This window comes from Streptomyces sp. NPDC085866, from assembly GCF_044541035.1.
GTDB lineage: Bacteria > Actinomycetota > Actinomycetes > Streptomycetales > Streptomycetaceae > Streptomyces.
In genome coordinates, this window is the sequence record NZ_JBITSQ010000002.1 from 221,770 (window position 1) to 247,162 (window position 25,393).

The 25,393-nt window shown below is 73.1% G+C and carries 22 protein-coding genes; 11 read left to right on the forward strand and 11 right to left on the reverse strand.

The features are described 5' to 3' along the window. Positions 1 to 153: 153 nt before the first annotated feature. The 3 genes from ACIF83_RS04450 to ACIF83_RS04460 are packed head-to-tail and all read left to right on the forward strand — an operon-like array spanning position 154 to position 3,745. Positions 154 to 444 (forward strand): SHOCT domain-containing protein, encoded by a 291-nt coding sequence (locus tag ACIF83_RS04450; RefSeq protein ID WP_393478699.1) that lies wholly within the window; start codon positions 154 to 156, stop codon positions 442 to 444. Then, complete coding sequence (locus tag ACIF83_RS04455) at positions 441 to 1,187, forward strand: ABC transporter ATP-binding protein (RefSeq protein WP_399723370.1); 747 nt, start codon at positions 441 to 443, stop codon at positions 1,185 to 1,187. The genes ACIF83_RS04450 and ACIF83_RS04455 overlap by 4 nt, the downstream gene beginning before the upstream one ends. Beyond that, positions 1,184 to 3,745 (forward strand): ABC transporter permease, encoded by a 2,562-nt coding sequence (locus ACIF83_RS04460; protein ID WP_399723372.1) that lies wholly within the window; start codon positions 1,184 to 1,186, stop codon positions 3,743 to 3,745. The genes ACIF83_RS04455 and ACIF83_RS04460 overlap by 4 nt, the downstream gene beginning before the upstream one ends. Positions 3,746 to 3,816: 71 nt before the next feature. Here ACIF83_RS04460 and ACIF83_RS04465 read toward each other — a convergent pair whose 3' ends face one another. Both ACIF83_RS04465 and ACIF83_RS04470 read right to left on the reverse strand, forming a co-directional pair. Further along, on the reverse strand, positions 3,817 to 4,395 hold the full coding sequence (locus tag ACIF83_RS04465) for an ATP-binding protein (protein ID WP_399723374.1): 579 nt from the start codon (positions 4,393 to 4,395) through the stop codon (positions 3,817 to 3,819). Positions 4,396 to 4,622: 227 nt separating this feature from the next. Next, complete coding sequence (locus tag ACIF83_RS04470) at positions 4,623 to 4,946, reverse strand: hypothetical protein (protein WP_145880253.1); 324 nt, start codon at positions 4,944 to 4,946, stop codon at positions 4,623 to 4,625. Between the two features lie 377 nt (positions 4,947 to 5,323). Here ACIF83_RS04470 and ACIF83_RS04475 point away from each other — a divergent pair, with 377 nt between their 5' ends. After that, entirely contained in the window at positions 5,324 to 6,448 is a 1,125-nt protein-coding gene (locus tag ACIF83_RS04475; protein ID WP_393478706.1) for a PLP-dependent cysteine synthase family protein, read from the forward strand. A 16-nt stretch (positions 6,449 to 6,464) separates the two neighbouring features. On the opposite strand, the gene ACIF83_RS04480 is transcribed toward ACIF83_RS04475, so the two are convergent. From ACIF83_RS04480 to ACIF83_RS04490, 3 genes are all read right to left on the reverse strand, one after another. After that, on the reverse strand, positions 6,465 to 7,421 hold the full coding sequence (locus ACIF83_RS04480) for an alpha/beta hydrolase (RefSeq protein WP_393478910.1): 957 nt from the start codon (positions 7,419 to 7,421) through the stop codon (positions 6,465 to 6,467). Positions 7,422 to 7,593: 172 nt separating this feature from the next. Then, on the reverse strand, positions 7,594 to 8,058 hold the full coding sequence (locus ACIF83_RS04485; protein ID WP_393478708.1) for an SRPBCC family protein: 465 nt from the start codon (positions 8,056 to 8,058) through the stop codon (positions 7,594 to 7,596). 71 nt (positions 8,059 to 8,129) lie between these two features. Continuing rightward, positions 8,130 to 8,960 (reverse strand): DeoR/GlpR family DNA-binding transcription regulator, encoded by an 831-nt coding sequence (locus ACIF83_RS04490; RefSeq protein WP_393478710.1) that lies wholly within the window; start codon positions 8,958 to 8,960, stop codon positions 8,130 to 8,132. 304 nt (positions 8,961 to 9,264) lie between these two features. Here ACIF83_RS04490 and ACIF83_RS04495 point away from each other — a divergent pair, with 304 nt between their 5' ends. Then, positions 9,265 to 11,598: a hypothetical protein gene (locus ACIF83_RS04495; RefSeq protein ID WP_399723377.1), complete on the forward strand. Its 2,334-nt coding sequence runs from the start codon at positions 9,265 to 9,267 to the stop codon at positions 11,596 to 11,598. A gap of 4 nt (positions 11,599 to 11,602) precedes the next feature. On the opposite strand, the gene ACIF83_RS04500 is transcribed toward ACIF83_RS04495, so the two are convergent. From ACIF83_RS04500 to ACIF83_RS04515, 4 genes are all read right to left on the reverse strand, one after another. Then, a complete protein-coding gene (locus tag ACIF83_RS04500) occupies positions 11,603 to 14,038 on the reverse strand; it encodes a right-handed parallel beta-helix repeat-containing protein (protein ID WP_393478714.1) in 2,436 nt (811 codons plus the stop codon). Positions 14,039 to 14,149: 111 nt separating this feature from the next. Next, a complete protein-coding gene (locus ACIF83_RS04505) occupies positions 14,150 to 14,755 on the reverse strand; it encodes a hypothetical protein (protein WP_393478716.1) in 606 nt (201 codons plus the stop codon). Positions 14,756 to 14,923: 168 nt separating this feature from the next. Then, positions 14,924 to 15,748: an MOSC domain-containing protein gene (locus ACIF83_RS04510; protein WP_399723380.1), complete on the reverse strand. Its 825-nt coding sequence runs from the start codon at positions 15,746 to 15,748 to the stop codon at positions 14,924 to 14,926. 43 nt (positions 15,749 to 15,791) lie between these two features. Then, positions 15,792 to 16,226, reverse strand: coding sequence for a DUF6643 family protein (locus tag ACIF83_RS04515; RefSeq protein WP_393478721.1), 435 nt, complete (start codon positions 16,224 to 16,226; stop codon positions 15,792 to 15,794). Between the two features lie 296 nt (positions 16,227 to 16,522). On the opposite strand from ACIF83_RS04515, the gene ACIF83_RS04520 reads away from it, so the two are divergent. Next, positions 16,523 to 17,935: a TerD family protein gene (locus tag ACIF83_RS04520; RefSeq protein WP_399723382.1), complete on the forward strand. Its 1,413-nt coding sequence runs from the start codon at positions 16,523 to 16,525 to the stop codon at positions 17,933 to 17,935. 7 nt (positions 17,936 to 17,942) lie between these two features. Here ACIF83_RS04520 and ACIF83_RS04525 read toward each other — a convergent pair whose 3' ends face one another. Beyond that, positions 17,943 to 19,118 carry a glycosyltransferase gene (locus ACIF83_RS04525; RefSeq protein WP_399723384.1) on the reverse strand — a complete coding sequence of 392 codons (1,176 nt, stop codon included), beginning with the start codon at positions 19,116 to 19,118 and terminating at the stop codon, positions 17,943 to 17,945. A gap of 57 nt (positions 19,119 to 19,175) precedes the next feature. On the opposite strand from ACIF83_RS04525, the gene ACIF83_RS04530 reads away from it, so the two are divergent. Continuing rightward, entirely contained in the window at positions 19,176 to 19,970 is a 795-nt protein-coding gene (locus tag ACIF83_RS04530; protein ID WP_399723386.1) for a glutamate racemase, read from the forward strand. 94 nt (positions 19,971 to 20,064) lie between these two features. Then, entirely contained in the window at positions 20,065 to 20,610 is a 546-nt protein-coding gene (locus ACIF83_RS04535) for a hypothetical protein (RefSeq protein ID WP_393478730.1), read from the forward strand. Between the two features lie 501 nt (positions 20,611 to 21,111). On the opposite strand, the gene ACIF83_RS04540 is transcribed toward ACIF83_RS04535, so the two are convergent. Then, on the reverse strand, positions 21,112 to 22,065 hold the full coding sequence (locus ACIF83_RS04540) for an O-antigen ligase family protein (RefSeq protein ID WP_393478733.1): 954 nt from the start codon (positions 22,063 to 22,065) through the stop codon (positions 21,112 to 21,114). 299 nt (positions 22,066 to 22,364) lie between these two features. On the opposite strand from ACIF83_RS04540, the gene lnt reads away from it, so the two are divergent. The 3 genes from lnt (at position 22,365) to ACIF83_RS04555 (ending at position 25,374) form a co-directional block, all read left to right on the forward strand. Continuing rightward, the gene (lnt, locus tag ACIF83_RS04545) at positions 22,365 to 23,972 is read left to right on the forward strand and encodes an apolipoprotein N-acyltransferase (RefSeq protein WP_399723389.1); all 1,608 of its coding nucleotides are present in this window, start codon (positions 22,365 to 22,367) and stop codon (positions 23,970 to 23,972) included. A 67-nt stretch (positions 23,973 to 24,039) separates the two neighbouring features. Further along, positions 24,040 to 24,519, forward strand: a complete 480-nt coding sequence (locus tag ACIF83_RS04550; RefSeq protein ID WP_393478739.1) for an NUDIX domain-containing protein — start codon at positions 24,040 to 24,042, stop codon at positions 24,517 to 24,519. Positions 24,520 to 24,573: 54 nt separating this feature from the next. Next, positions 24,574 to 25,374, forward strand: a complete 801-nt coding sequence (locus tag ACIF83_RS04555) for a 3-hydroxybutyrate dehydrogenase (RefSeq protein ID WP_399723391.1) — start codon at positions 24,574 to 24,576, stop codon at positions 25,372 to 25,374. The last annotated feature ends 19 nt before the right edge of the window (positions 25,375 to 25,393 follow it).

Below are 25,393 nucleotides of genomic sequence, written 5' to 3' on the forward strand. Positions count from 1 at the left end.
ATTCGCGAGTCCTCAAGGAGCAGCCGCGTCCCACCGGCGTACTCCCGCGGAGGTACGCGCACTGCCGCCGGCCGCACGACGACCCGGACCCCCTGCCGGAGGGAGTCTCGTGGCATCACCCCGAGACCCTGCCGACAAGGGAGTCGAACCGACATGCAGACCCTGGCGAACTGGGACGGCGGACCCGGCCCGTGGATCCTGTTCTTCCCGCTGATCTGGGCGGTCGTCGTGACCGGCGCCGTCACCTTCCTGCGCCGCACCGTCCGGCGCGGCCGCGGCGGCCCCTGGCGGCCCATGGACGGCGCACGCCCGGCGGGCGACTCGCCGCTCGCGGTCCTCGGCCGCCGCTTCGCCTCCGGCGAGATCGACGAGGACGAGTACTGGCGCCGGCTCTCCGTCCTGGAGGAGCAGTTCGGCCGCATCGACAAGGGCGGTGCGGTATGACCACGACCGCCCTGCGCGCGGCGGCCCGCGTGGCGGGCGCGGTGAAGGTGTACGGCGATGGAGACACCGCCGTACGAGCCCTGGACGGCGTGGACGTCGACTTCCCCGCCGGCCGCTTCACCGCGATCATGGGCCCTTCGGGCTCCGGCAAGTCCACGCTGATGCACTGCGCGGCCGGCCTCGACACGCTCACCTCGGGCACCGCCCACATCGGCGACTCCGAGCTGGGCGCGCTGGACGACCGCCGCCTGACCCTGCTGCGCCGCGACCGGGTCGGCTTCGTCTTCCAGGCGTTCAACCTGGTGCCGACGCTGACCGTCGCGGAGAACATCACCCTGCCCCTTGACCTCGCCGGGAAGCGGGGCGACCGGGAGTGGATCGACGCGCTCGTGGACGTCGTCGGGCTGCGCGAGCGGCTGCACCACCGGCCCTCCGAGCTGTCCGGCGGACAGCAGCAACGCGTCGCCGTGGCACGGGCGTTCGCGGGCCGCCCGGACGTCGTCTTCGCCGACGAGCCGACCGGCAACCTCGACTCCCGCTCCGGCGGCGAGGTCCTCGCCCTCCTGGGCCGCGCCGTACGGCAGATGGACCGCACGGTCGTCATGGTCACCCACGACCCGGTCGCCGCCGCCCACGCCGACGAGGTCCTCTTCCTCGCCGACGGGCGGCTGGTCGACCGGATGGCGTCCCCGACCGCCGACAAGGTCCTGGACCGCATGAAGGCCTTCGAGGTGCGCTCATGAACCCCTCGCTCCGGCTCGGTCTCACCGCGCTGCGCGGGCACCGGCGGCGCTTCGCCGGCACGTTCCTCGCGGTGTTCCTCGGTGTCGCCTTCCTGGCCGGCACCCTGGTCATGGGCGACACGCTGCGCGCCGGCTTCGGCTCCATGTTCGGCGAGGCCACCAGCGGCACGGACGCCGTCGTACGCGGCGCCGATGCCATCACCACACCCGGCGAGGCCCAGGGCGTACGACGGCCGGTCGACATCTCGCTGGTCAGGACCATCGAACGGGTCCCCGGCGTGGCGGCCGCCGCACCGAACATCCAGGGCGCCGGTCAACTCGTCGGCGCCGACGGCGAACCCGTCGGCGGCCAGGGCCCGCCGACCCTCGCCGGCAACTGGATCACCGACCCGGAACTCAACCCGTACCAGCTCGCCGAGGGCCGTCTCCCCGCGCGCTCCGGCGAAGTCGTGATCAACCGGGGAGCCGCGAAGAAGGGCGGCCTGAAGATCGGTGACACCACCACCCTGCGCACCCCGGACCCGGTCAGGGTGACCGTCGTCGGTCTCGCGACCTTCGGCGGCCAGGACGGCATGGCCCAGGTGACCTTCGCCGGCATGACCCGGGCCGATGCCGAGAAGTACCTCACCGCGCGGCCCGGCCGGGCGGCGAGCATCCAGGTGCGGGCCGGCCCCGGAGTGAGCCAGCGGGAACTGGTGCGGCGGCTGACTCCCGTACTGCCCGAGGGAGTCGAGGCCATCACCGGCCAGGACTCGGCGCAGGAGAACAACGACATGATCTCCAGCCAGTTCCTGACGGTCTTCACGACGTTCCTGCTCGTCTTCTCCGGCGTCGCCCTGCTCGTCGCCACCTTCTCCATCCACAACACCTTCGCGATCGTGGTCGCCCAGCGCACCCGTGAGAACGCCCTGTTGCGCGCCCTCGGCGCCTCCCGCCGCCAGGTGTCCGCCGCGGCGCTCGCTGAGGCCTGCGTCGTCGCCGTCACGGCCTCCGCCGCCGGGCTCGCGGGCGGGATCGGCATCGCCGCCGGGCTCCAGGCGCTGTTCCCGGCGATCGGATTCCCCTTCCCCGAGGGCGACCTGGTGATCAAGACGCTGTCGATGGTCCTGCCGCTCGCCGTCGGCATCGTGGTCTGCCTGGGCTCCGCGCTGCTGCCCGCCCTGCGCGCCGGCCGCACCGCCCCGCTGGCCGCGCTGCGCGAGACCGCCGTCGACTCCTCCGGCGCGTCCCGCCTCCGCGCGGTCGCCGGAGCGGTCCTCGGTGCCGCGGCTGTCGCGGCGGCCCTCACCGGTGTCCTCGGCCCACCGTCCGTGTGGCCGGCCGGACTCGGCGCGCTGCTGGCCCTGGTCTCCTTCGTGGTGCTGGGTCCCGTCGCCGCCACCACGGCCGTACGACTCCTCGGCGCACCCCTGGACCGGGTCCGCGGTGTCACCGGAGCCCTCGCCCGGCGCAACGCCCTGCGCGCCCCGAAGCGGACCGCCGCCACCGCGAGCGCCCTGATGATCGGGGTGGCCGTCGTGTCCCTGTTCACCGTGTTCGGCGCCTCGCTGAAGGCCACCATGGACCAGACGGTGTCCCGGTCCTTCGCGGGTGACGTCGCCGTCAGCACGCCCTCGTTCGGTGCGGGCGGCAGCGGGCTCAGCCCCCGGCTCGCCCCGTCCCTGCAGCGGCTGCCCGAGGTGGACACCGCCGTGGGACTGGGCCGCGGGGTCGCCGAAGTGGACGGCAAGGGACGGGCGTTGACCGTGACCGACCCGGTCGCGCTCGCCCGGACCTTCGACCTCGGCACGGTCACCGGATCCCTGCGCGACCTCGGCACCGACGGCATCGCGCTGACCCGTGCGGAGGCCGACCGCCGAGGCCTGCACACCGGTGACACGGCCCGGCTCACCTTCACCGACGCACGGACGCAGAACTTCACCGTCCGTGCCGTCTACGGCCGGTCCGAACTCGCCGGCGACTACGTCATCACCCGCGCCGCCTGGGCACCGCACCGCACCCAGGACGCCGACACGCTGATCGCCGTCACCTTCCGGCACGGTGTGAGCGCCGACGCGGGCAAGGCGGCCGTGCGGAAGGTGGCCGTCCGGTACGGCAACCCCGAGGTGCAGACCCGGGAGGAGTACGCGCAGTCCTCCGCCCGCGGTATCGACATGATGCTCACGCTCGTCTACGCACTGCTCGCCCTCGCGGTGGTCATCGCACTGCTGGGCATCGCCAACACATTGACCCTCGCCCTGCACGAACGCACCCGGGAACTGGGCCTGCTGCGGGCCGTCGGGCAGACCCGGGCCCAGCTGCGGGCCATGGTCCGCTGGGAGTCGGTCCTGGTCGCCGCCTTCGGTACGGCAGGCGGACTCGCCCTCGGCAGCTTCCTGGGCTGGGTCCTGGTCAAGGCCTCGGACGGCGCGAGCGACACCGCGTTCGCCTTCGCCCTCCCACCCGTCCGGCTCGCCGTGGTCGTCCTGGTCGGCCTGGCGGCAGGCGTCCTTGCGGGCCTGCGCCCGGCCCGTCGAGCCGCCCGCCTGGACGTACTGCGCGCGATCGCCACCGAGTGAGACGCCGTGCGACGCCTGCCTGCGGAAGTGCGGCGGAGGCCACCGCGGCGGGTGACCGACTCGCCGCCCGGTCAGCCGGGGACGGCCGCCCGGGCGGGAGCGGGTGCCGCGGCCGAGGCGTGGGCCACCACGGGGGTCGGAGCAGCGGCGACCGGTGCCGGTGCCGGCTGCACCTCGGTGAGCCGCGGTACCGGCTGTGGCTCGGCCACGGGGCGGGGCGAGCGGGCCGGCTGCCGCTGGGCCGTGGACGGCGCGGGCAGCGTGAACCACACGACCTTGCCGTTGTCGCCGTCCGGGCGTGCCCCCCAGCTCTCGCTCACCGCGGCCACCATCGCCAGGCCCCGCCCACAGGTGGCCAGGGGCGTGACGTCCGTCGCGTCGGCCACCACCGGGAGGCGCGGATCGTGATCGCGCACCGAGACCGTGAGCCGGTCGACCAGAAGTTCCAGTTCGACGGTGCACGACTTGTCGGGCCGGGCATGCCGGTGGACGTTGCTGAGCAACTCGGTCACACCGAGCGCGGCCCGGTCTATCAACGGGTCCAAATGCCAGTAGCGCAACTGTGCAGATACGATTCTGCGGACCTGGCCGATCCGCGACGGCAGGGCTTGGAGCTCCACCGTGCAGTGCCTGCTTGGATGACTGATCACGGCTGCGACTCCCCGATGTGAGGTCCGGAGGAACCGGAGGAACACGGAGAACAACGGATCCAGCAGGGTGCTTGCGTCCAAACGTCCGCCTGCTGTCGTGGCCGGCGGGCTGGTTCGCAGCGTTATCGCCGGTAAACCCAGAGTGACGTGAGACCAGCGTGACGCAGCGCGTGCGCTCCCGCAACTCGCAGCGACCGGACGCAGGTCAGGCGCAGGTCGGACCGGGCTCAGGTGCCGCGTCCGGCCGCCCGGCGCACCGCCTCGATGAACCGCCGCGCCGCGGGTGGCCCCGGTTCGCCCGGTGCTGGGTCCTGTTCGCCCAGCGTCAGCAGGTACCGGTTGCCGTTGAGGTCCGCCAGCGCCCGGTCCTCGGGTGCGAACCACGGCTTGGAGGCGCGCACCGCCTGCACGGGTGCGCTGTCGATCTCGCTGCCGTAGCTGTTGAGCAACTCCACCCTGCCGTCGCTGATCCGGACCTTTCCGGCCCGGGTGAGCGAACGCATCCGCTTGCCTATCCGCACGCCCGTGGCCGTGAACTCCGGCTCCGCCATCCTTCGCCGCCCCCTTGTGCGTCGCTCGCCGGAACCCGGCCCGCGTGGGTCCGGATCCGGCCCGTGTCCGGTCGTACCGCCCCGGGGCCGTACCGGCCCTGTCGATCCGGTGTGCGCCCCTGTTCGGGACGATCGTCCCGTCCGGTGCAGTCTGCCCCGATGCGGCCCGGAGCACCAGTACGCAGGTGGCGCGTGCGACAGGCGTCGGAGCACTCGCGCCAATGCGCCCCCCGAGTGCCGCGCACGGGTGTGCCCCAGCCTGTCTTTGGGTGGCTCAAAGATGCGTTTATGCAGGTGAGGAGTGGTGTGGAAGGTGCTTATGATCGAGGTGTCGGCCGCGCGAAGCGCTGTCGGTGCCCAGCCTAAGGAGCCCCGCCGTGAGCACCACCCCACAGACCCGGACCGGCGCCACCCTCGACGTCGACCGCAGCGACGCCGCCTACCGCGACTGGCTCAAAGAAGCCGTCCGCAAGGTCCAGGCCGACAACCAGCGCTCGGCCGACACGCACCTCCTCAAGTTCCCGCTCCCCGAGCGGTGGGGCATCGACCTGTACCTCAAGGACGAGTCGACCCACCCCACCGGCAGTCTCAAGCACCGGCTGGCCCGCTCCCTGTTCCTCTACGGTCTGTGCAATGGCTGGATCCGCCCGGGCCGCCCGGTGATCGAGGCGTCCAGCGGCTCGACGGCCGTCTCCGAGGCCTACTTCGCCAAGCTGATCGGCGTGCCCTTCATCGCGGTCATGCCGCGCACGACGAGCGCCGAGAAGTGCCGTCTGATCGAGTTCCACGGCGGACAGTGCCACTTCGTGGACGACTCCCGGAAGATGTACGAGGAGTCCGCCCGCCTCGCGGTGGAGACCGGCGGCCACTACATGGACCAGTTCACCTACGCCGAGCGGGCCACCGACTGGCGCGGCAACAACAACATCGCCGAATCCATCTTCCGTCAGCTGGAGTTGGAGCGGTTCCCGGAGCCGGCCTGGATCGTGGCCACGGCCGGCACCGGCGGCACCTCGGCGACCCTCGCGCGCTACGTCCACTACATGCAGTTCGACACCCGTATCTGCGTGGCCGACCCGGACAACTCCTGTTTCTTCGAGGGCTGGACCACCGGTGATCCGGATGTCACGTGCGACTGCGGCTCCCGGATCGAGGGCATCGGCCGGCCGCGCATGGAGCCGAGCTTCGTGCCCGGTGCCATCGACCGGATGATGAAGGTCCCGGACGCGGCCAGCGTGGCGGCCGTGCGCGCCCTGGAGCGGGCCATCGGCCGCAAGGCGGGCGGTTCGACGGGCACGGGCCTGTGGAGCGCGCTGAAGATCGTCTCCGAGATGGTGGCCGAGGGCCGCACGGGCAGTGTGGTCACCCTCCTGTGCGACCCGGGGGACCGCTACCTCGACAAGTACTACTCGGACACCTGGCTCGAGGAGCAGGGCCTGGACATCGCCCCGTACACGGAGGCGATCGAGTCCCTGCTGGCGACGGGCGTGTGGCCGGACTGAGCCGGTCCTTCGCGTCCTACCACTCCGCAGTCCCGAGGGCCTTGCGCAGCACCGCGACGGCCTGGGCCACGGCCGCACGGGCGGCCTGCGTGCCGCTGAGCGGGTTCAGCATCATGAAGTCGTGCGTGATCCCGGCGTAGCGGACCGTCGTGACCGGCACGCCCGCGGCCCGGAGCCGGGCCGCGTAGGCCTCGCCCTCGTCGCGCAGTACGTCGGCCTCGTCGACGACCACGTACGCGGGCGGCAGCCCGGCCAGTTGCTCCGGGCTCGCCCGCAGCGGTGAGACCGTGATCGCCGAGCGCTGGGAGGCCTCCGGCACATAGGCGTCCCAGAACCACTCCATCGCCTTGGCGGTGAGGAAGTAGCCCTGGGCGAACTGCCGGTAGGAGGGCGTGTCCATCCCGGCGTCCGTGACGGGGTAGTAGAGCGACTGGTGGACGAAGCGGAAATCGCCGCGCTCCTTGGCCAGCAGAGTCAGGGCCGCGGTCATGTTCCCGCCCACCGAGTCGCCCGCCACCGCCAGCCGGGAGGCGTCGAGCCCGCGTGGGGCGCCGTGATGGACGATCCACTGGGCGGTCGCGTAACCCTGCTCCAGGGCCACCGGGTACTGCGCCTCGGGCGAGCGCGTGTACTCGACGAAGACGACGGCGGCCCGGGCTCCGACCGCGAGTTCGCGCACCAGCCGGTCGTGGGTGCCCGCGTTGCCGAGGATCCAGCCGCCCCCGTGCATGTACAGCACCACAGGCAGCGGCTCTGCCACGCCCGGCGGCCGTACGACGCGGGCCCGCACGCCGTCGACGTCGAAGGGCACGGTGACCCACTCCTCGTCGACGGGGAGCTTCTCGATCGGTTGCGCCTGGATGTCGTCGAGCACCTTGCGGGCCTTCTCCACGCCGATCTCGTACAGGAACGGCGGCTGAGAGGTGGCGTCGGCCAGTTCCTGGGAGGCGGGCTCCAGAACGACGTCGCCGATGGCGGGCTGGGCAGTCATGACGGAATCCCTCACGCTTGTCCGGATTGCACGGCCCTCTCCAGCATGGGTGCCGCGCGCACTGGTCGCATCCGTGGACTGCCGGGCCGGGGCGCGGCGAACCGCTCGCTCTCCGTGCCGATCGCGGGAAGTGGGGGAGGTCAGGGGGTGCGGGTCACCCGCCCAGTCGCCGGTCCAGTGCCGTGACGGCGTCCCGGAACGCGCGGCCCACCCCCGGGCGGGCGAGGCGGCACCCCAGGCGGAACGCGGCCGTACCGTCCAGGGCGAAGGTCATCCGGACCCGGGTCCCGGTGCCGGCCGGGGTGAGCCGCCACTCCTCGATCCAGGCGCGGGCTCCCGGGGTGTTGGTCACGTCGACGCGGTAGGCGTACACCTCGGGCGCCTTCGCCACCAGCACCGACTCCCCGAAACGGATGCCGCCCCGGAGCCGCACCTCGCGCCCGCCCTCGGTCGGCCGGGCCGAGGACACCGCCGAGAACCACTCCGGCCAGCCGGGCACGTCCTCGGCGAGCGCGCGGAAGACCGCGTCGGGAGCGGCCACGACGTCCCGGGTGAACACGAGCCGCACGGGGGCGGTCTCGACGAAGTCGAACTCCACCGGGCGCAGACGGTGAGCCATGGTGACGTACCCCCTCGTGAAGTCCCTCGGGAAAGCGGGGCGTTGCACCGGGCAGCCTAGCTGACGCCCTGTCAGATGTCCTCGTCCTCTTCCGGTTCGCCCGCCACCACCAGCCGCCTCAGGTGCTCGGAGATCTCCGCCCGCGCGTCGGTGGGCAGGCCCGCGTCCGTGACCAGCGTGTCCACCTGCTCCAGCGCGGCGAACGAACTGAGGCCCACCGTGCCCCACTTGGTGTGGTCGGCCACCACGACGACCCGGCGTGCCGACTGCACCAGCCGTCGGTTGGTCTCGGCCTCCGCGAGGTTCGGCGTCGACAGACCCGCCTCGACCGATATCCCGTGCACCCCGAGGAAGAGCAGGTCGAAGTGGAGGGCGGCGATCGCCTGGTCGGCCACCGGGCCCACCAGCGAGTCGGACGGAGTGCGCACCCCGCCGGTCAGCACCACCGTCGCCGCGCCCTGCCGCTGTCCCGAGGTGCGCTGCGCCGCGTGGAAGACGTCCGCGACCCGCACCGAGTTCGTCACCACGGTCAGATCGGGCACCTCCAGCAGGTGCTGGGCGAGCGCGTAGGTCGTCGTGCCGCCGGACAGGGCGATCGCCGTACCCGGGGTGACCAGCCGGGCGGCGGCCCGCGCGATGTCCTCCTTGGCCGACAGCTCCAGACCCGACTTGGCCTCGAAGCCCGGCTCATGGGTGCTCGCCTCGACCACCGGGACCGCGCCGCCGTGCACCTTCTCCAGCACGCCCTGGCGGGCCAGCGCGTCGAGATCGCGGCGCACGGTCATGTCCGACACACCGAGCTTGCGGGTCAGTTCATTGACCCGCACACCGCCCCGGCGCCGGACCTCGTCCACGATCAGGGCGCGGCGCTGCTCCGCGAGGAGGTTCTGATTCTCACTCACGTACGCTCCGGTCCTTTCGCCGCAATCCGTCCGACACGCCCGCCGCACCTGCTCCGAGCTGGACGTTCCATCCGTCTTCGGTGCGCGGCGATCCCATCTTTTCACGGGAGGGTACCGGTTGCGCCACTACCCGTTACGGCGCGCTCATGTCATTCGGGCACAACCGGGCCTCACGACTCCCACCTGTAGTCACACGGATCGGGGAGATTCCGTGACGAGAGGTGTACGACGCCCCCGAAACGGAGATCCTGATGCGCGCACGGACACATGCCATGAGGCGCGTCACGGGGGAAGTGCGAGAACAGTGGAACGTGCGGGAGAACGCGTTGCTGCGCGGGAGACGGACCAGCCCACCGCGCAGGTCACGGAGGCGGAGCCCGAGCTGGAACTCCTGGTGCACGGAGTCGGCGGCACCACCCCGGAGAAGATGCTCGGCGACCCGCGCACCGTCCGGATCACCGGCGACGACACCGCCGCGGTCTTCCGGCGCGCCGATCACACCGCGGACGCCCCGGCCGGGCAAGGGCCGGAGAGCGAGCCGGTGCAGGAGGCGTACGTCTGGTGCAACCTCACCTCCGGCGACGGCAGCCGCGCCTTATGGCTCCTGTTACTGCCGTTCATGGTGGTCAACCTCGCCCACTGGATGCGCCCCGCCGCCACCGGCCGCGGACGCACCGTGCGGCTCCACGGCCTCCTCGTGCGACTGGCCGCCCTCACCCTCACGATGCTGCTGGTGGCCGCGGCCTGCGAGGTCGCCCTCGACCTGGTGGCCTGGCAATGCGCGGGCGTCGCCGCCTGCGCCCAGCGCCACTCCTGGCTCGGCTTCCTCTCACCCGCTGCCTCCGGTGACGGCTGGTGGAGCCTGCCCGGCCGCCGGCTGGCCCTGGCCGCGTCGGTCCCGGCCGCGCTCACCGCCCTGCTCTGGTACCTCTCGCACCGCACCTGGAGCGCCTACGAGTCCCACCGGCCGATGTCCCGCGACCTCGAGCCGGAGACCGACGACAGCGCCCTGGCCCGGCCCGGCTTCTGGTACGGCCGACGGCTGGTCGCCCGGCTGCGCGCGGCCCACACCGCGGCGGGCCTGCTCACCGTCGCCGCAGCCGTACTCACACCCGCGGCCCGCTTCGACCACCGCTCCGGCGGCCCCGTGGCCCTGGACGGCCTCGGCTGGATCCTCGCCGCGGCCCTGCTCGGCTGGGCGGCCGCCGTGGTGGGTGTGGTCTGCCGCCGGGGCCGCAGTGAGAACCGCCTCGACCAGCAGCTCGACCGCCACCTCGTACGCCGCCTGCCGCTCGGCGCCCTCGGCCTGCTGTTGCTCACCGTGCTGTACGCCGGCTGGTCCCGCCCCGGCTGGCGGTCCGCCGGGCGGCTGCCCGGGGACCCGGCCTTCGGCGCCCTGATGCTGGCCCAGGGCCTGCTCGTCGTCGTCCTCGCCGTCGTCGCCCACGACCTGTACCGCCGGCACCCGGACCCACGCGCCGGGATGCGCGGCCTCGGCGGCCCCGCGGTCGCGCTGCTCGCCTGCGCGCTGGGCGGCGTGATGTCCGGCGGCGTCGCGCAGCGGGTCGCCGACTGGCTGGACGGCACCCGGGCCCTGCTCGACGGGCCACCGGTGCTGCTGACCTGGCAGGCGTCCGCGATCCCGCCGATCCTCGCGGTGCTGCTCGCCGTCGGTGCCCACCTGGCCCTGCGCACCGCACGGCTCGCCCGCATCGAACGCGACCGTGTACGCGACGAGCACCCCGGCGAGCCCGAGGACCCGTCACGCACCCGCGCCATCGCCCAGGCCCGCGCCATGGCCGCCCTGACCGACCGGGCACCGCTGGTCGTCGCCGTACTCGCCGCCACCACCTTGCTGATCGGCGCCGTCGCGCTGGCCGGCGCCCTGGCCACCGGAGAGCCACCCGAGGGCGCCGCCCGGCGGTCCTGGGACGTCGTCCAGGCCGTGGCCGAGACCTCGCAGACGCTCGGCTCCTGGCTGGTCGGGGTGGGCTTCGTCCTGTTCGTCACCTGGGCCCGGCGCGCCTACCGGGACGCCTCCGCCCGCCGCACCATCGGCATCCTGTGGGACGTCGGCACCTTCTGGCCGCGCGCCGCCCATCCCTTCGCCCCGCCCTGCTACGCCGAGCGCGCGGTGCCGGACCTGACCTGGCGGATGGCGACCTGGACCCGGCACACCGGCGGCCGCCTGGTCCTCTCCGGCCACTCCCAGGGCAGCGTCCTGGCCGCAGCCGCGGCCTGGCAGCTGACCCCGTCCGAACGCAAGCGGGTCGCCCTGCTCACCTACGGCTCCCCGCTGGAGCGCCTGTACGGCCGCTGGTTCCCGGCTCACTTCGGCCCGCGGGCCCTGGCCGCCCTGCACGGCGATGTCGCCTGCTGGCGCAACCTCCACCGCCGCACCGACCCCATCGGCGGCCCGGTCCGGCTCCCCGGCGACTGCGGCCCGGAGGTCGACCACCAGCCTCTGAAGGACCCGCTCGTCTACGGCCGCACTCCCCGGCAACCGCTGCCGGCCCCGATCCTCGGCCACTCCGACTACCAGGCGGACCCGGCCTTCGCGCGGGAGAGGGCCCGGCTGCTGGCCCGCCTGCACCCCGACCTCCCGGGTCAGCGCCTGGTACCGGGGGCGCCGGAGTGAGCCTTCAGGGCAGCTCCGGCAGGTCCTCCGCGTAGAGCAGGGTCAGATCGTCGGTGCTGGGGTCCTCCAGCTGCGCGACACGGCTCGCGTGCCGTTCCACCATCGCCTCGAAGGTCTGGCGCGCGGTACGGCCGTTGCCGAACGCGGGGCCCTTCGGGATCGCCGTGAAGTACTTCAGGAGGGCCTCCGAAGCGCCCGGCGCCAGCCGGTACTCGTGCTCGTCGGCCTGCTGCTCGACGATCCTGAGCAGTTCGTCGGGGCCGTAGTCGCTGAAGGTGATGGTCCGGGAGAAGCGGGAGGCGACACCGGGGTTGACGGAAAGGAAGCGCTCCATCTCGGCCGTGTAGCCGGCGACGATCACCACCACCGCGTCCCGGTGGTCCTCCATCAGCTTCACCAGCGTGTCGATGGCCTCCTTGCCGAAGTCCCGCCCGGCGTCCTCCGGGGACAGCGCGTAGGCCTCGTCGATGAACAGCACACCGCCGCGCGCCCGCTCGAAGGCCTCCTGGGTGCGGATCGCGGTGGAGCCGATGTGCTCGCCGACCAGGTCGACCCGGGACACCTCGACCAGGTGGCCCTTCTCCAGCACCCCGAGGGAGGCGAGGATCTCGCCGTACAGCCGGGCGACCGTCGTCTTGCCGGTGCCGGGGGAGCCGGTGAAGACGAGGTGCCGCTTGACCGAGGCCGCCTTCAGACCCGCCTGCTGCCGCCGCCGGCCCACCTCGATCATGTCGGTCAGCGCCCGCACCTCGCGCTTGACGCTCTCCAGGCCCACCAGCGCGTCCAGTTCACCGAGCACGGCCTTCGACGTCCGGGCCGGCTGCTCCGGCTCGGACGCGGCGACGAGCGGCTCCTGCTCCGTGGTGCGCTGCCCGGGGATCGCGCCGAGCAGCCCGGGCGAGGGCGAGGAGGTCTGTACGGCCGTCTCGCGGGCCGCCGACGGCCTGAGGCTGCCGCTCTCGTCGCTGGTGCAGTCCTCCACGACGGGGCCCGTCCCGGCCGCGTCCGGCCCCGCGTCGGCGAACTCGTAACCGCCGCGCGCACACCGCTCCGTGCGGCACTTGCGCAGCGTCGTACGGCAGCCGTCGATCACATGGAAGCCGTAGCCGCCGCTGCCGCTGACCCGGCAGTTCAGGAAGCTGCCCCGGCCGCCGGCGGACACGTAGAAACCCGCCTCGGCGGGCGAGTCGACCGTGCACCGCTCGATGGTCGGGTCGGCGCCCTTGGTCACGATCACGCCGGTCTGCGTGCCGTCCAGGGTGCAGTTGTTGAGCGTTCCGCCGCTGCCGTGGTCGCGGAACCAGGCGCCGGTGGCCGCCTCCCGGATCCGGCAGTCGTCGAGCTGCGCGGTCGCGCCGTCGCTCACCGACACGGCCGTGTTGCGCACCTGGGACAGGTCGCTGTCCACGACGTCCGCGCGCGAGCCGCGGTCCAGCACGAACAGCGCGTCCGGCACGTCGTGCACCCGGCAGGACTCGAGCACCGCGGTGGCGCCGTCGCTCACCCACACCGCCGGGTAGTCGCCGGTGCTGTCGAAGATCTCGCACTGGTTGGCGTCCACCCGGGTGCCCGGGTCCCACACCGACAGGCCGTTGCGCCCGAACTGACGCACTGTTGTCCGGGTCAGCGTGAGCACCGAACGGGAGCGCAGATCGACCGCGTTCTCCGGGATGTCGTGGATCCGGCAGTCCGCGAGCGTGAGCACCGCGTCCGTGTCGAGCGTGACACCGTCGGCCGTGGTGCGGTGCACGTCGCAGTCGGTCAGGTGCGCCGTGGCCCGCTGGGTGACCTGCACCCCGGAGCCCCGGACCTCGTACACCTCGCAACCGACGGCCTCCAGAGCGGAGTTCTCCCCGGTCGCGGTCAGGCCGGTGCCGGAGGCGTGGTGCACCCGGCACCGCTCCAGGCGGGGATGGGCACCGCCGCGGACCGCCACGCCCGCCTGCCCGGCCGAGACGACCTCGCACTCCTCGAACACCCCGCCACCGCCGTCGAGGACGGCGATGCCGATGCCGGCCGGGTTGTCGACGGTGCAGCGCCGCACGGTCGGCCGTGCCCCGCCCCGCACCTCGATGCCCGTGGCGGACCGCGTGACGATCCGCAGGTCCATCAGCTCGGGCGTGCCTTCCTCCACCAACAGGGCGGGCGCTGCCGCGTCCTGACCCTCCACGTGCAGGTCCTGCACCACCGCGGAGGCCCGCACGGTCAGCGGCACCCCGTCCACGGGCGCGATCCGCACCGAGCCCGGCGAGCCCTCCGGCCCGCGCAGGGTCACCGACCGCTGGACGACGAGGTTCTCCCGGTAGGTGCCGGGCGCGATGGTGAGGACGTCACCGTCGGCGGCGGCCTCCAGGGCGGCGGCGAGCGAAGCGTACTCACCCGTGCGGCGCCGCCACCGCGATGTACCGGTGTGCGTCACCTGGACCGTGCCCTGTGCCATGGCGTTGCTGTGCCCCCACCTCGTAGTACGCGGGTTTGATGCCGAAAGCGAGTCGGCCGGTCCACCGTAGCGTGCGCGCGGGTGGTGGGTTGACCAGAGCCGGAAAGGCCGTCAGCTGCCGGTGCCCGCCTTGCCCCAGTCCGGACCCGCCCGGTCCCAGGCCTGGTCCCAACGCGCGTAACGGCGGCGGACCATGCGCCAGACGATCAGCCGCCGGCCGCTCTCGACCAGGCCCACGGTCAGCAGGGCCGCGCCGAATCCGGCGAGCACCGCGTGCGTCGTCGCCGTGGGGGAGTCCAGCGGGCGGGTCGTTATTCGGCCGTGCGGATCCGTCCAGAGCCTGAAGTGGTCGCCCCCGTGCGGGGACTTGAGGTTCGCCAGCGCAGCTCCGTGCTGCCGGGTGCCGTCCGGTGCCGTCCAGTCGGCGAGGACCCGGCTGCGGGCGTCGTGTGCCGTGCCGGTGTCGGGGTCGGTCTCCATCGGGGCGCTGCCCAGCCCGCGGACCACGGTGGCCGTGACGAGGTGGCGGGAGTGCTGCTGCTCCCGCACGGACCGCTGCAGGGATTCCTGCGCGGCCATGCCGACCAGGAAGCCGATCACGGGTGCGGCCACGGAGACCAGCACCAGCGCCACGAGGGCCACCCAGGCCTCGGCCACGTCGGTCGCACGGCGCAGCGGATTGCGCCGCCAGCGCCACAGGCCGCGGATTGCTCGCACGTCCCCCCACCCCCTCCGCTCCGTGACAACCCCCGACGGATCCGCTCACCCCCGGCCCGGGCCGAGAGAGAGCGAGATCACTCCAGGCCCGGAGCCTGTCACGCAATTCTCACGTCGTCTCAACGACCGGGCCCCGCCCTTGGGTTCCCCGCCCGCCGAGCCGTTTCGCTACGTGAGTACCCGCACCGGGTCCCCGATCCGGATGATGCCGGGCGTGAGAGCCACCAGGTTCTGGCCGAAGAGCAGCCGCGTGCCGAACCTGCGGTGCCGCGCGAGCGTGCGCAGGGGCTCACGGCCGCGTACGGCGGTGTCCTGGTCGGTCGTGGTCACGACGCAGCGCCCGGAGGCCTTGGCGACCCGGAAGGCCACCTCACCGATGGCGATCCGCGCCCAGTCGTCCTCGGCCCAGGGCTCGGTGCCCGCGACGACCACGTTGGGCCGGAACCGGTTCATGGGCAGCGGACCCTCGGCGGCGCCATCGCCCTGGGCTATGAGGGAGTTCAGGGCGTCGAGGGAGGCGACGGTGGTCACCAGCAGGGGGTAGCCGTCGGCGAAGCTCACCGTCTCGCCCGGCAGTGCGTACTCCGGGTCGACCGGACGCCGGGTGGCGGGATCGTCCATGTGGGCCAGACGGACATCGGTACCGAGATAGGCGGAACACCAGTCGTGAGCCGCGTCGGAGGCGAGGACCGCCTCCACCTTCGTGCCGAAGACGTGCGTCGGCACCGTCGCCCCCGGCTCCGGGACGAGGACCGTGAGCGGCTCCTGACCGGGCGCGGACAGGCGAACGCCGCCGCCGGGCATCGGCTCGGCGGCGGCCAGTGCGAGGCGCGGCTCCTCGCGCTGTGTGACGACCTTTCCCCCGTCGTCGATCAGAGCCCAGCGCCGGTCTCCGGCCAGCCCCCAGGGCTCCACCACGGCTTCCCGGGGCGCGACACCCCGGAACGCCTTGACCGGATGGACGTGGATCGACTGCAGTTCGGCGTTCCCCATGACGCCATCGTGCCAGGTGGCACCGACAGCCGGGGTGTGCCGGTCAGTAGCCGCGGTACTGCTGGTTGTTGTACGGGTCCTGGTAGGGAGTCGGCGCGGGCCGCGGCGCGGCGGGGCGCATGGCCTCGTAACCCGTGCCGCCCGCCATCGGACGCGGCGGCTGCGGGGCCTGCGGGCCGGGGTAGCCGCGGGGCGCGCTCGCCTGCTGCGGGATGTACGCCGTGGGCGCGTGCTGCAGCGGGGCGGGCTGGACCTGCGGATAGCCGTAGGCGGGGACCTGTGGGGACGGGGCCGCCGGGAGGGCAGGCAGCGCCGACGGGAGCGCGGGCAGGTTGCTGCCCGTGTCGTACGCGGCGGGGACCCGGATCGGGGCGATCTGCGGGGTGCCCCGCTCGGCCACGAGCGAGTCGTAGATCGGGGTGTCCGGGAAGGAGGCGGAGTAGTAGCCGCCGCCATAGGTGGAGCGGGGGGAGGTCATGGCACATAAGTTAAGCCCACGATGTGCTGGTTGGGGAGACCGATAAGAGGGTTGTTTTCCGTGTCGGCAGTGACTCGGGATCCCCAATCCGAGCGAACTTGGCAAAAATGGACGCCGTTCAACGTTTGGATCGTGTAAATGCCGAGCTCCTGTCGGGTTACCGGCGGTTGACCGGCGATCTTCCTGTGCTGGTCGTGGGATTTCCCTGTCCCCGGGAATAGGTTGGGTGGGTAGGGGTGATCGCGGGAGCCCGGGCACGTCCGGGACGCAGACACGTGATGGGGGCGGACATGTCAATGCCGAAAGGATCGAATGCGCCGGTGCCGACCGCGGTCCTGCGCGTCGAATTGGGCTGGCGCTCCGGACCCGGCGTGCCCGACGCGGACGCCTCGGCGCTGTTGCTCGCGGCCGGAAAGGTCCGCTCCGACGGGGACTTCGTCTTCTACAACCAGCCCGCGCACCCCTCCGGTGCGGTCCGTCACGAGGGCAAGCGGACGGCGGGCGGGCGCGTCACCGACACCCTCTTCGTGGACCTCGCGCGCGTGGAGAGCGGGATCGAGCGGGTCGTCCTCGCGGCCTCCGCGGACGGCGGGACGTTCGGGCAGGTCCCGGACCTCTACATCGAAGTGACCGACACCGCCGGCGGTGCGGTCGCCCGCTTCGACAGCCCCGGCGCGACCGTGGAGACGGCCTTCGTGCTCGGCGAGTTCTATCGCCGTCAGGGCGGCTGGAAGTTCCGTGCCGTCGGCCAGGGGTACAGCAGCGGACTCGAAGGCCTGGCAACCGACTTCGGCATCACCGTCGACGAGCCGCAGCACACCGCGCCGCCGCACACGGCAGCCGCACCGCCTCCCGCACGCCCCGCCGCGCAGCCGGTCCCGCCTGCGGTGCCCCTGCCACCGCCGACCGGCGCTCCCGTGCCCCTGCCACCGCCGACCGGCGCTCCCGTGCCCCTGCCACCGCCGACCGGCGCTCCCGTGCCCCTGCCACCGCCGACCAGTGCTCCCGTGCCCCTGCCACCGCCGACCAGTGCTCCCGTGCCCCTGCCACCGCTCCCGGCGACCCCTGCGGCCGCGCCGGTCCGCCTCTCCAAGGTCACCCTCACCAAGGCGGCCCCCTCCGTCTCCCTGGCCAAGCAGGGCGGCACCTCCGGTGCCATGCGGGTCAACCTCAACTGGCAGGTGCGCAAGCAGTTCCCTGGCTGGGGCGGCCGATGGGGCGGTGGCCAGGGGGACCTCGACCTCGACCTGTGCGCCCTGTACGAACTCGCCGACGGCCGCAAGGGCGTCGTGCAGGCTCTCGGCAACGCCTTCGGGTCCCTGAACCGGCCGCCGTACATCCATCTCGACGGCGACGACCGTACGGGCGCCGTGGCGAGCGGTGAGAACCTCACCGTCAACCTCGACCACAAACAGGACTTCCGGCGCATCCTGGTCTTCGTCACCATCTACGAAGGTGCGACCTCCTTCGCCGACCTGCACGCCACGGTCACCCTCCAGCCCCAGCACGGCGCCCCGATCGACTTCTCGCTGGACGAGTGCACGGTCCCCTCGACGGTGTGCGCACTCGCCCTGATCACCAACACCGGCGGCGACCTCGTCGTCCAGCGCGAGGCGCGCTACCTGGTGCCGGAGCGCGGAGTGAGCCCGCAGCGGACCATGGACCGTGCCTACGGGTGGGGTATGAACTGGACACCGGGGCGCAAGTAGCCCTATTTCAGCCCTCGTCGGGCACTGCGTCCGGACGCGCGTATGTGCGGCCCTTCCAGGCCGCCCCGCGCCCCCGGTAGTGCTGTACGGCGGAGTCGACCGTCATGAGGAGGTAGAGGAACGCGGTGAAGGGCAGCAGCGGTGCCGGCCACAGCGGCTGCCGGTAGTAACGGAGCATCGGCACGTACGTCCCCGTCATCACCGCCCACGCGGCCGCGCCCACGGCCGCCGTCGCCGCACTGCCCGTGACCGCGCCGGCCACCACGGCCGCGGGCGGCACCAGGTACACCAGGGCGAGCCCGGCGACCGTGCCGAGCAGCAGCAGCGGGTTGTGCCGCAGCTGGGCGTACGCGCTGCGCGAGACCATCCGCCACAGGCCGTGCAGCCGCGGATAGGGACGGACGCTGTCCACCCGGTCGGCCAGCCCGAGCCAGATGTGGCCGCCGGTGCCCTTCACCGCGCGCGCGAGGGCGACGTCATCGATGACGGCGTGCCGGATGGCGTCCGGGATCCGTGCCTTCTCGGCCGTGTCCGCGCGCAGCAGGACACAGCCGCCGGCGGCCGCCGCCGTCCGCGCCCCCTGCAGGCCGATCCACCGGAAGGGATACAGCTGCGCGAAGAAGTAGACGAAGGCCGGGACCACGAGGCGTTCCCACAGGCTCTCCACCCGCAGCCGCGCCATCTGCGACACCACGTCGAACCCCCCGGTGCGGGCCGCCGCCACCAGCTCCCGCAGGCTGTCCGGCGCGTGTGCGATGTCCGCGTCCGTCAGGAGCAGATATTCGGGGTCACGCGCGCGTGCGAGGCCGATGCCGTGCCGCACCGCCCACAGCTTGCCCGTCCAGCCCGCGGGCGGCTCACCGGGGGAGTCCACCGTGAGCGGCAGCCCGCCGTGCCGCCGCGACAGCTCGCGGGCCAGCTCCCCGGTGCCGTCCGTGCTCCCGTCGTCCACGAGGAAGACCTCCGCCCGCCCCGGATAGTCCTGCGCGAGCAGGGAAGGCAGGCTCGCGGGCAGCACGTCGGCCTCGTCACGGGCCGGTACGACCACACAGACCGACGGCCACACGTCAGGTTCCCGGCGCGGGGGCAGCCGGACGTCCGTGCGCCAGAAGAAGCCCTGGCAGAGCAGCAGCCAGCACCAGGCGGCGAGGGATACGACGGTGGTCCACACGATCGTGCTCACGGGCGCAGTCTGCCCCACCGGGCCGGCTCGCAAGGTCGCATCGTCTATCGTGGCCGGGTGAAGATCGCGCTCATGGACTCCGGAATCGGCCTGCTGGCGGCCACCGCTGCGGTACGGCGCCTGCGCCCCGACGCGGATCTCGTCCTCTCCCTCGACCCCGACGGCATGCCCTGGGGGCCGCGCACGACCGAGGACCTCACCCAGCGTGCCCTGGCCGTCGCCGAGGCCGCCGCGGCCCGCCGGCCCGACGTCCTGATCATCGGCTGCAACACCGCCACCGTGCACGCCCTGCCCGCCCTGCGCGCGCGCCTGGAGCCCGGCGTCCCGGTGATCGGCACGGTCCCGGCGATCAAGCCGGCCGCCGCCGGCGGCGGCCCCGTCGCCATCTGGGCCACGCCCGCCACCACCGGCAGCCCCTACCAGCGCGGTCTCATCGAGGACTTCGCCGACGGCGTCCGGGTCACCGAGGTGCCCTGTTGGGGCCTCGCGGAGGCCGTGGAGCACGCGGACGAGGCGGCCATCGAGGTGGCGATCGCCACCGCGGCCGCGCTGACCCCGCAGGACGTGACGACCGTCGTCCTGGGCTGCACCCACTACGAGCTGGTGGCGGAACGTATCCGCGCCGCCGTCCAGCGCCCCGGTGCCGCTCCGCTCGTGCTGCACGGCTCCGCCGGTGCCGTGGCCGCCCAGGCCCTGCGGCGCCTCGGCGAACAGCCCGCCCCCGAGGCCCCGGCCGAGGGCACGTTGACGGTGCTGCTGAGCGGCCGCGAGGGCGGGCTGCCCGCGGCCGCGCTGCACTACGCCGAAGGACGGCTGCTGCCCGCCGCCGGACCGCTCGCCGACCGGCGGTGACCTGGGGCGGCCGCCCCCACCGGGCGCGCCGCCCGGAACAGTCACCCTCCGCACGCCGGTACCCGCGGAGCGAAACCTGAGTAACCTCGTAAACATGAGGGAGAACCGCGACGCCGAGGACACCTCGCACCCCGACGTGTGGACCGGGCGTGCCACCAACCGGGTGCAGTGGCTGCTGGCACTGGGCGGCGCGGCCTGCATGGCGCTCGGCATCGAGCTGGCCGTGGACTCGGCCTGGACCTCCGGCGTCGCCCCGCTGGTGATGTCCGTCGTGGGCTGCATCGCCGCGGGTCTGCTGGTCCTCTTTGGCACGCTCGCCTTCGTGCACGTCGACCTCAAGCTCGACAAGGAGTGCGTCGAGGTGCGCTGCGGTCACATCGGCGTGCCGCGCCGCCGCATCCCGCTCTCCCAGGTCGCCGGCGCCGACTTCACCGCCCATGTCACCCCGCGCCACTGGGGCGGCTGGGGCTACCGCTGGCGCCCCGAGAAGGGCACCGCGGTCGTCGTCCGCCGGGGCGAGGGCATCGTGCTGCGCCTGTGGGACGGCCACACCTTCACGATCACCGTGGACAACGCGGAGGCAGCGGTCCGGGCCATCAGGGACCGGCTGCGGACGATGACGCCTGGGGGCGCGAGCTGAGAGCGGCGGTCCGCCGGGTTCTTTCGGGCACGGGGGCCGCTTCGAGTCGGAGGCTGCCTGGCCGACGTCGGACGCTTGCTCGCGCGCGCCGGACGCCAGACTCCCGACCTGTGCCTGAGCGCGCGGAGGCGGCGGTCCGCCCGGCTCGTTCGGGAACAGAGATCGCTTCGAGTGCGCCGGACGCCGCGCTCCCGCTCTACGCCTGAGCGCGCGGAGGCGGCGGGCCGCCCGGCTCGTTCGGAAACCCAGCTCGCTTCGAGTCGGATGCTGCCTCGCAGACATCGGACGCTGCGCCCGTGTTCGCCGAACGCTGTGCTCCGGCTCGGCGCCTGAGCGCGCGGAGGCGGGGGTGTGGGCCGTCAAGGACCGGCTGGGCTGAGAGCGGTGGTCCGCCGGGTTCTTTCGGACACGGGGGCCGCTTCGAGTCGGAGGCTGCCCTCGCGCGCACCAGCCGCTGCCCTCGCCGGACGCCGCGCCCCCGCGCTGGGCCTAAGTGCCTCGCTACAGCTCCGTGCTGTCGCCCGCCCACGGCCGTGCCGTGGCCCACCCCGCCAGCAGGCCCGCGCCCGCGGTCACCGTGGTGAAGCTCAGCGCGTTGCCGACGGAGGCGATCGCGGCCAGGGCGGTGAGAGCCGCGCCCGCGGTGAGGGCGATCGGTGTGGAGCGGGGGGTGCGCCACAGGGCGTAGAGGGCCCAGCCGAATCCGGCGGCCAGCAGGAGCACCCCGACGAGGCCCTGTTCGGCCGCCTGCTGGAGCAGGGCCGAGTGCGGTCTGTCGTCGGGCAGGACGGACTGTGGCGCGGTGCCGCTCAGCTCGCCGAAGCGGCCGGGGCCGATGCCCAGCCCTGTGTCCCGGCGGGCCAGTCGCAGCGCGTCCTGCCACAGCTGGACCCGGTGCGGGGCGAACCGGCTCTCCAGCGCCTCGGGCAGGGCACCGGCGGCGACCGCCCAGATCGTCCCCGCCACCAGGGCCGCCGCGAGCGCAAGCCCCGCGATTCCGACGCCCCGGCGGGGCATCGAGCCCGCGGCGATCGAGCACAGCAGAACCGCGGCACTGGCCGCGCAGCCGATGGCCGAGCCCATGGCGGCCCCGGTCAACGCGATCCCGGCGGCGAGCAGCCGCAGCCCGAGCCGCAACCCTGGCCCGCGCGCGGCCCAGGCGGCACAGCACGCCGCACCCGTGGCCAGCGCCAGCACGGCGGCCGCGGCCCCGGCGTGCCCGAGCGGGGCGGCGTACCGGGGGCCGGGGGAGAGGTCGGGCAGGACCACGGCCAGCGCGAGTCCCGCCGCCGCACCTGCGCAGGGCGCGGCCACCGGAAGCAGCGCCCCGGAGATCCGGCCCGCGGCATAACCGGCGATCACGGCGAGCACCGCGAGCAGCACCCCTTCGGGCCGCCCGTCGTGGGCCGCCGCCGTGATCAGCGACCAGGCGGCGCACGCTCCCAGCAGGATCATGCCCGCCCCGTCAGAAACGTTTCGTCTGTCTCTGTAAGCGTCCGCACCGGTCGCGGACCTCGTCCCCGTCGACCCCACCCGTAGCCCCTCGCACCCCGGTCCCCCGACCTGTGGCAGGCCCCGGCCGCACGCACCGGGACCGGCCGCACCGCTGAGGCTCGGGCACACCGTAACGGCTGATGACCGATTTGGGCACGAGCAGCGCAGGAACGTCGTGATTCCGGCGCGGTGCAGGTGGGGGCACCGCTCGCACCAGCCCGTGCTGTCGGCGGCAACGTCAACCGCCGTACACTCCCCGGGTGACCGTCACCGCAACTTCCGTGGACCAGTCCGGCCTCCAGCCGTCCCCCGCGCCGAGCGCGCGCGGCCGCCGACTGCTGCGCCTGGTCCCGGCCGTCGCCTCCGCGCTCTGCGGAGTGCTGCTCTACGTCAGCTTCCCGCCGCGCCCGCTGTGGTGGCTGGCCCTGCCCGCCTTCGCCGGCTTCGCCTGGGTACTGCGCGGCCGCACCTGGAAGGCGGCGCTCGGCCTCGGCTACCTCTTCGGACTCGGCTTCCTCCTGCCGCTGCTCGTGTGGACCGGCGTGGAGGTCGGCCCCGGCCCCTGGCTCGCGCTGGTCGCCATCGAGGCGGTCTTCGTCGCCCTCGTCGGCGTCGGTGTCGCCGCGGTGGCCAAGCTGCCTGCCTGGCCGGTGTGGGCGGCCGCCGTGTGGATCGCGGGCGAGGCGGTACGCGCGCGCGTGCCCTTCCGCGGTTTCCCCTGGGGCAAGATCGCCTTCGGCCAGGCCGACGGCGTCTTCCTGCCGCTCGCCGCGGTGGGCGGCACCCCGGTGCTCGGGTTCGCGGTGGTCCTGTGCGGCTTCGGTCTGTACGAGGCGGGGCGCCTGATCGCCGAGCGGCGCCGCACCCGGACCCTCCGGCGCGGGGCCGCGGCCGTCGCGCTGCTGAGCGTCGCCGTACCGGTGGCGGGAGCGGTCGCCGCGCGGCCGCTGGTGAGCGACAAGGCCGAGGACGGCACCGCGACCGTCGCGGTCATCCAGGGCAATGTGCCCCGCGCCGGGCTGGAGTTCAGCGCCCAGCGGCGGGCCGTCCTCGACTACCACGCGCGCGAGACCCTCAGGCTCGCCGCCGACATCAAGGCGGGCAAGGTCGCCAAGCCCGACTACGTGCTGTGGCCGGAGAACTCCTCCGACATCGACCCCTTCACCAACTCCGACGCGGCCGCCGTCATCGACAGTGCCGCCAGGGCCGTCGGGGTGCCCATCTCGGTCGGCGGAGTCGTCGAGAAGGACGGCAGGCTGCTCAACGAGCAGATTCTGTGGGACCCGGCCAAGGGGCCGACCCAGACCTACGACAAGCGACAGGTGCAGCCGTTCGGCGAGTACCTTCCGCTGCGCGGGCTCGTCGGCGCGATCAACAAGAACTGGACCAGCATGGTCCGCCAGGACTTCAGCCGGGGCAGCAAGCCGGGCGTGTTCGACATCGACGGCGCCAAGGTCGGCCTCGCCACCTGCTACGAGGCCGCCTTCGACTGGGCCGTGCGGGACACCGTCACGCACGGCGCGGAGATGATCTCCGTGCCCAGCAACAACGCCACCTTCGACCGCAGCGAGATGACCTACCAGCAGCTCGCCATGTCCCGCATCCGCGCCGTCGAGCACAGCAGGACCGTGACCGTGCCGGTGACCAGCGGCGTCAGCGCGATCATCATGCCGGACGGGAAGATCACCCAGAAGACCGGCATGTTCGTGCCCGCCTACCTCGTCCAGAAGGTCCCGCTGCGCACCTCCGAGACGCCCGCGACCAGGCTGGGCATCCTGCCGGAGATCGCCCTGGTACTGGTCGCCGCGGGCGGTCTCGGCTGGGCGATCGGGTCCGGGATACGTGCCCGGCGCTCGGGTGACGCCTAGCCGTACGCCCGCCGTACGCCCGGGGAACCCTCCGGGTCGAGGGAACCGGCCCGTTAGGGTCGGTTCCATGGCTATTCCCGACTTCATCCGCACGATCAGGGCCTCCGCCGGCCACCAACTGCTGTGGCTCCCCGGAGTCAGCGCCGTCGTCTTCGACGACCAGGGCAGGATCCTGCTGGGGCAGCGCGCGGACAACCACAAGTGGGCGTTGCTCTCCGGCATCCCGGAGCCCGGTGAGCAGCCGGCCGCCGCCGCCGTGCGCGAGGTGTACGAGGAGTCGGCCGTACGGTGCGTAGCGGAACGGATCGTCATGGTGAAGTCCGGCGAGCGGATCACCTACAACAACGGCGACATCTGCCAGTTCATGGACATCACCTTCCGCTGCCGGGCCGTCGGCGGCGAGGCGAGGGTCAACGACGACGAGTCGGTGGACGTCGGTTGGTTCGAGGTGGATGCGCTGCCGCCGATGGACGAACACCAGCTGGTCCGGATCAAGCAGGCGCTGTCGGATGAACCCACATGGTTCGACCCTACGAGTTTCGAATGAAGTATGGGGTGTGACCACATGTGGCCGGGCTGGGGTGCTGCTTAGGGTCGGCACATGACCCAGCCCAGCGCCCTGCCCGGCCCCCACGCCCCCTCGCTCGACCTCGGCGGCCGTACCGCCCTCGTCACCGGCGCCGCCGGCGGCATCGGCGGCGCCTGCGCACTGCGGCTGGCGGCCGCCGGGGCCAAGGTGAGAGCCGTCGACCGGGACGCCGCCGGCCTGGAGGCACTCGCCGACCGGGCCCGGGACCTGACGGGCACCGTCGAACCACACGTCCTGGACCTCACCGACCTGGACGCCGCCGAAAACGCCGCCGCCGGCACCGACGTCCTGGTCAACAACGCCGGGCTGCAGCTGGTGCGCCCCATCGAACAGTTCCCGCCCGACGTCTTCCACACGGTGCTGACCGTGATGCTGGAGGCGCCGTTCCGGCTCATCCGCGGCGCCCTCCCGCACATGTACGCGCAGGGCTGGGGCCGGATCGTCAACGTGTCCTCCGTCCACGGACTGCGCGCCTCGGCCTTCAAGGCCGCCTATGTGGCCGCCAAACACGGACTCGAAGGCCTCTCCAAGACGGCCGCTCTGGAGGGCGCCCCCCACGGTGTGACCTCGAACTGTGTGAACCCGGCCTATGTGCGCACCCCACTGGTCGAGAAGCAGATCGCCGACCAGGCCCAGGCGCACGGCATCCCCGAAGAACGCGTCCTGTCCGACATCCTGCTCAAGGACAGCGCCGTCCAGCGGCTCATCGAACCGGAGGAGGTCGCCGAGGCCGTGACCTACCTGTGCAGCCCGCACGCGTCCTTCGTCACCGGCACGTCGCTGGTGCTGGACGGCGGATGGACGGCCCACTGAGCGGGTCGACGGCGCCCGG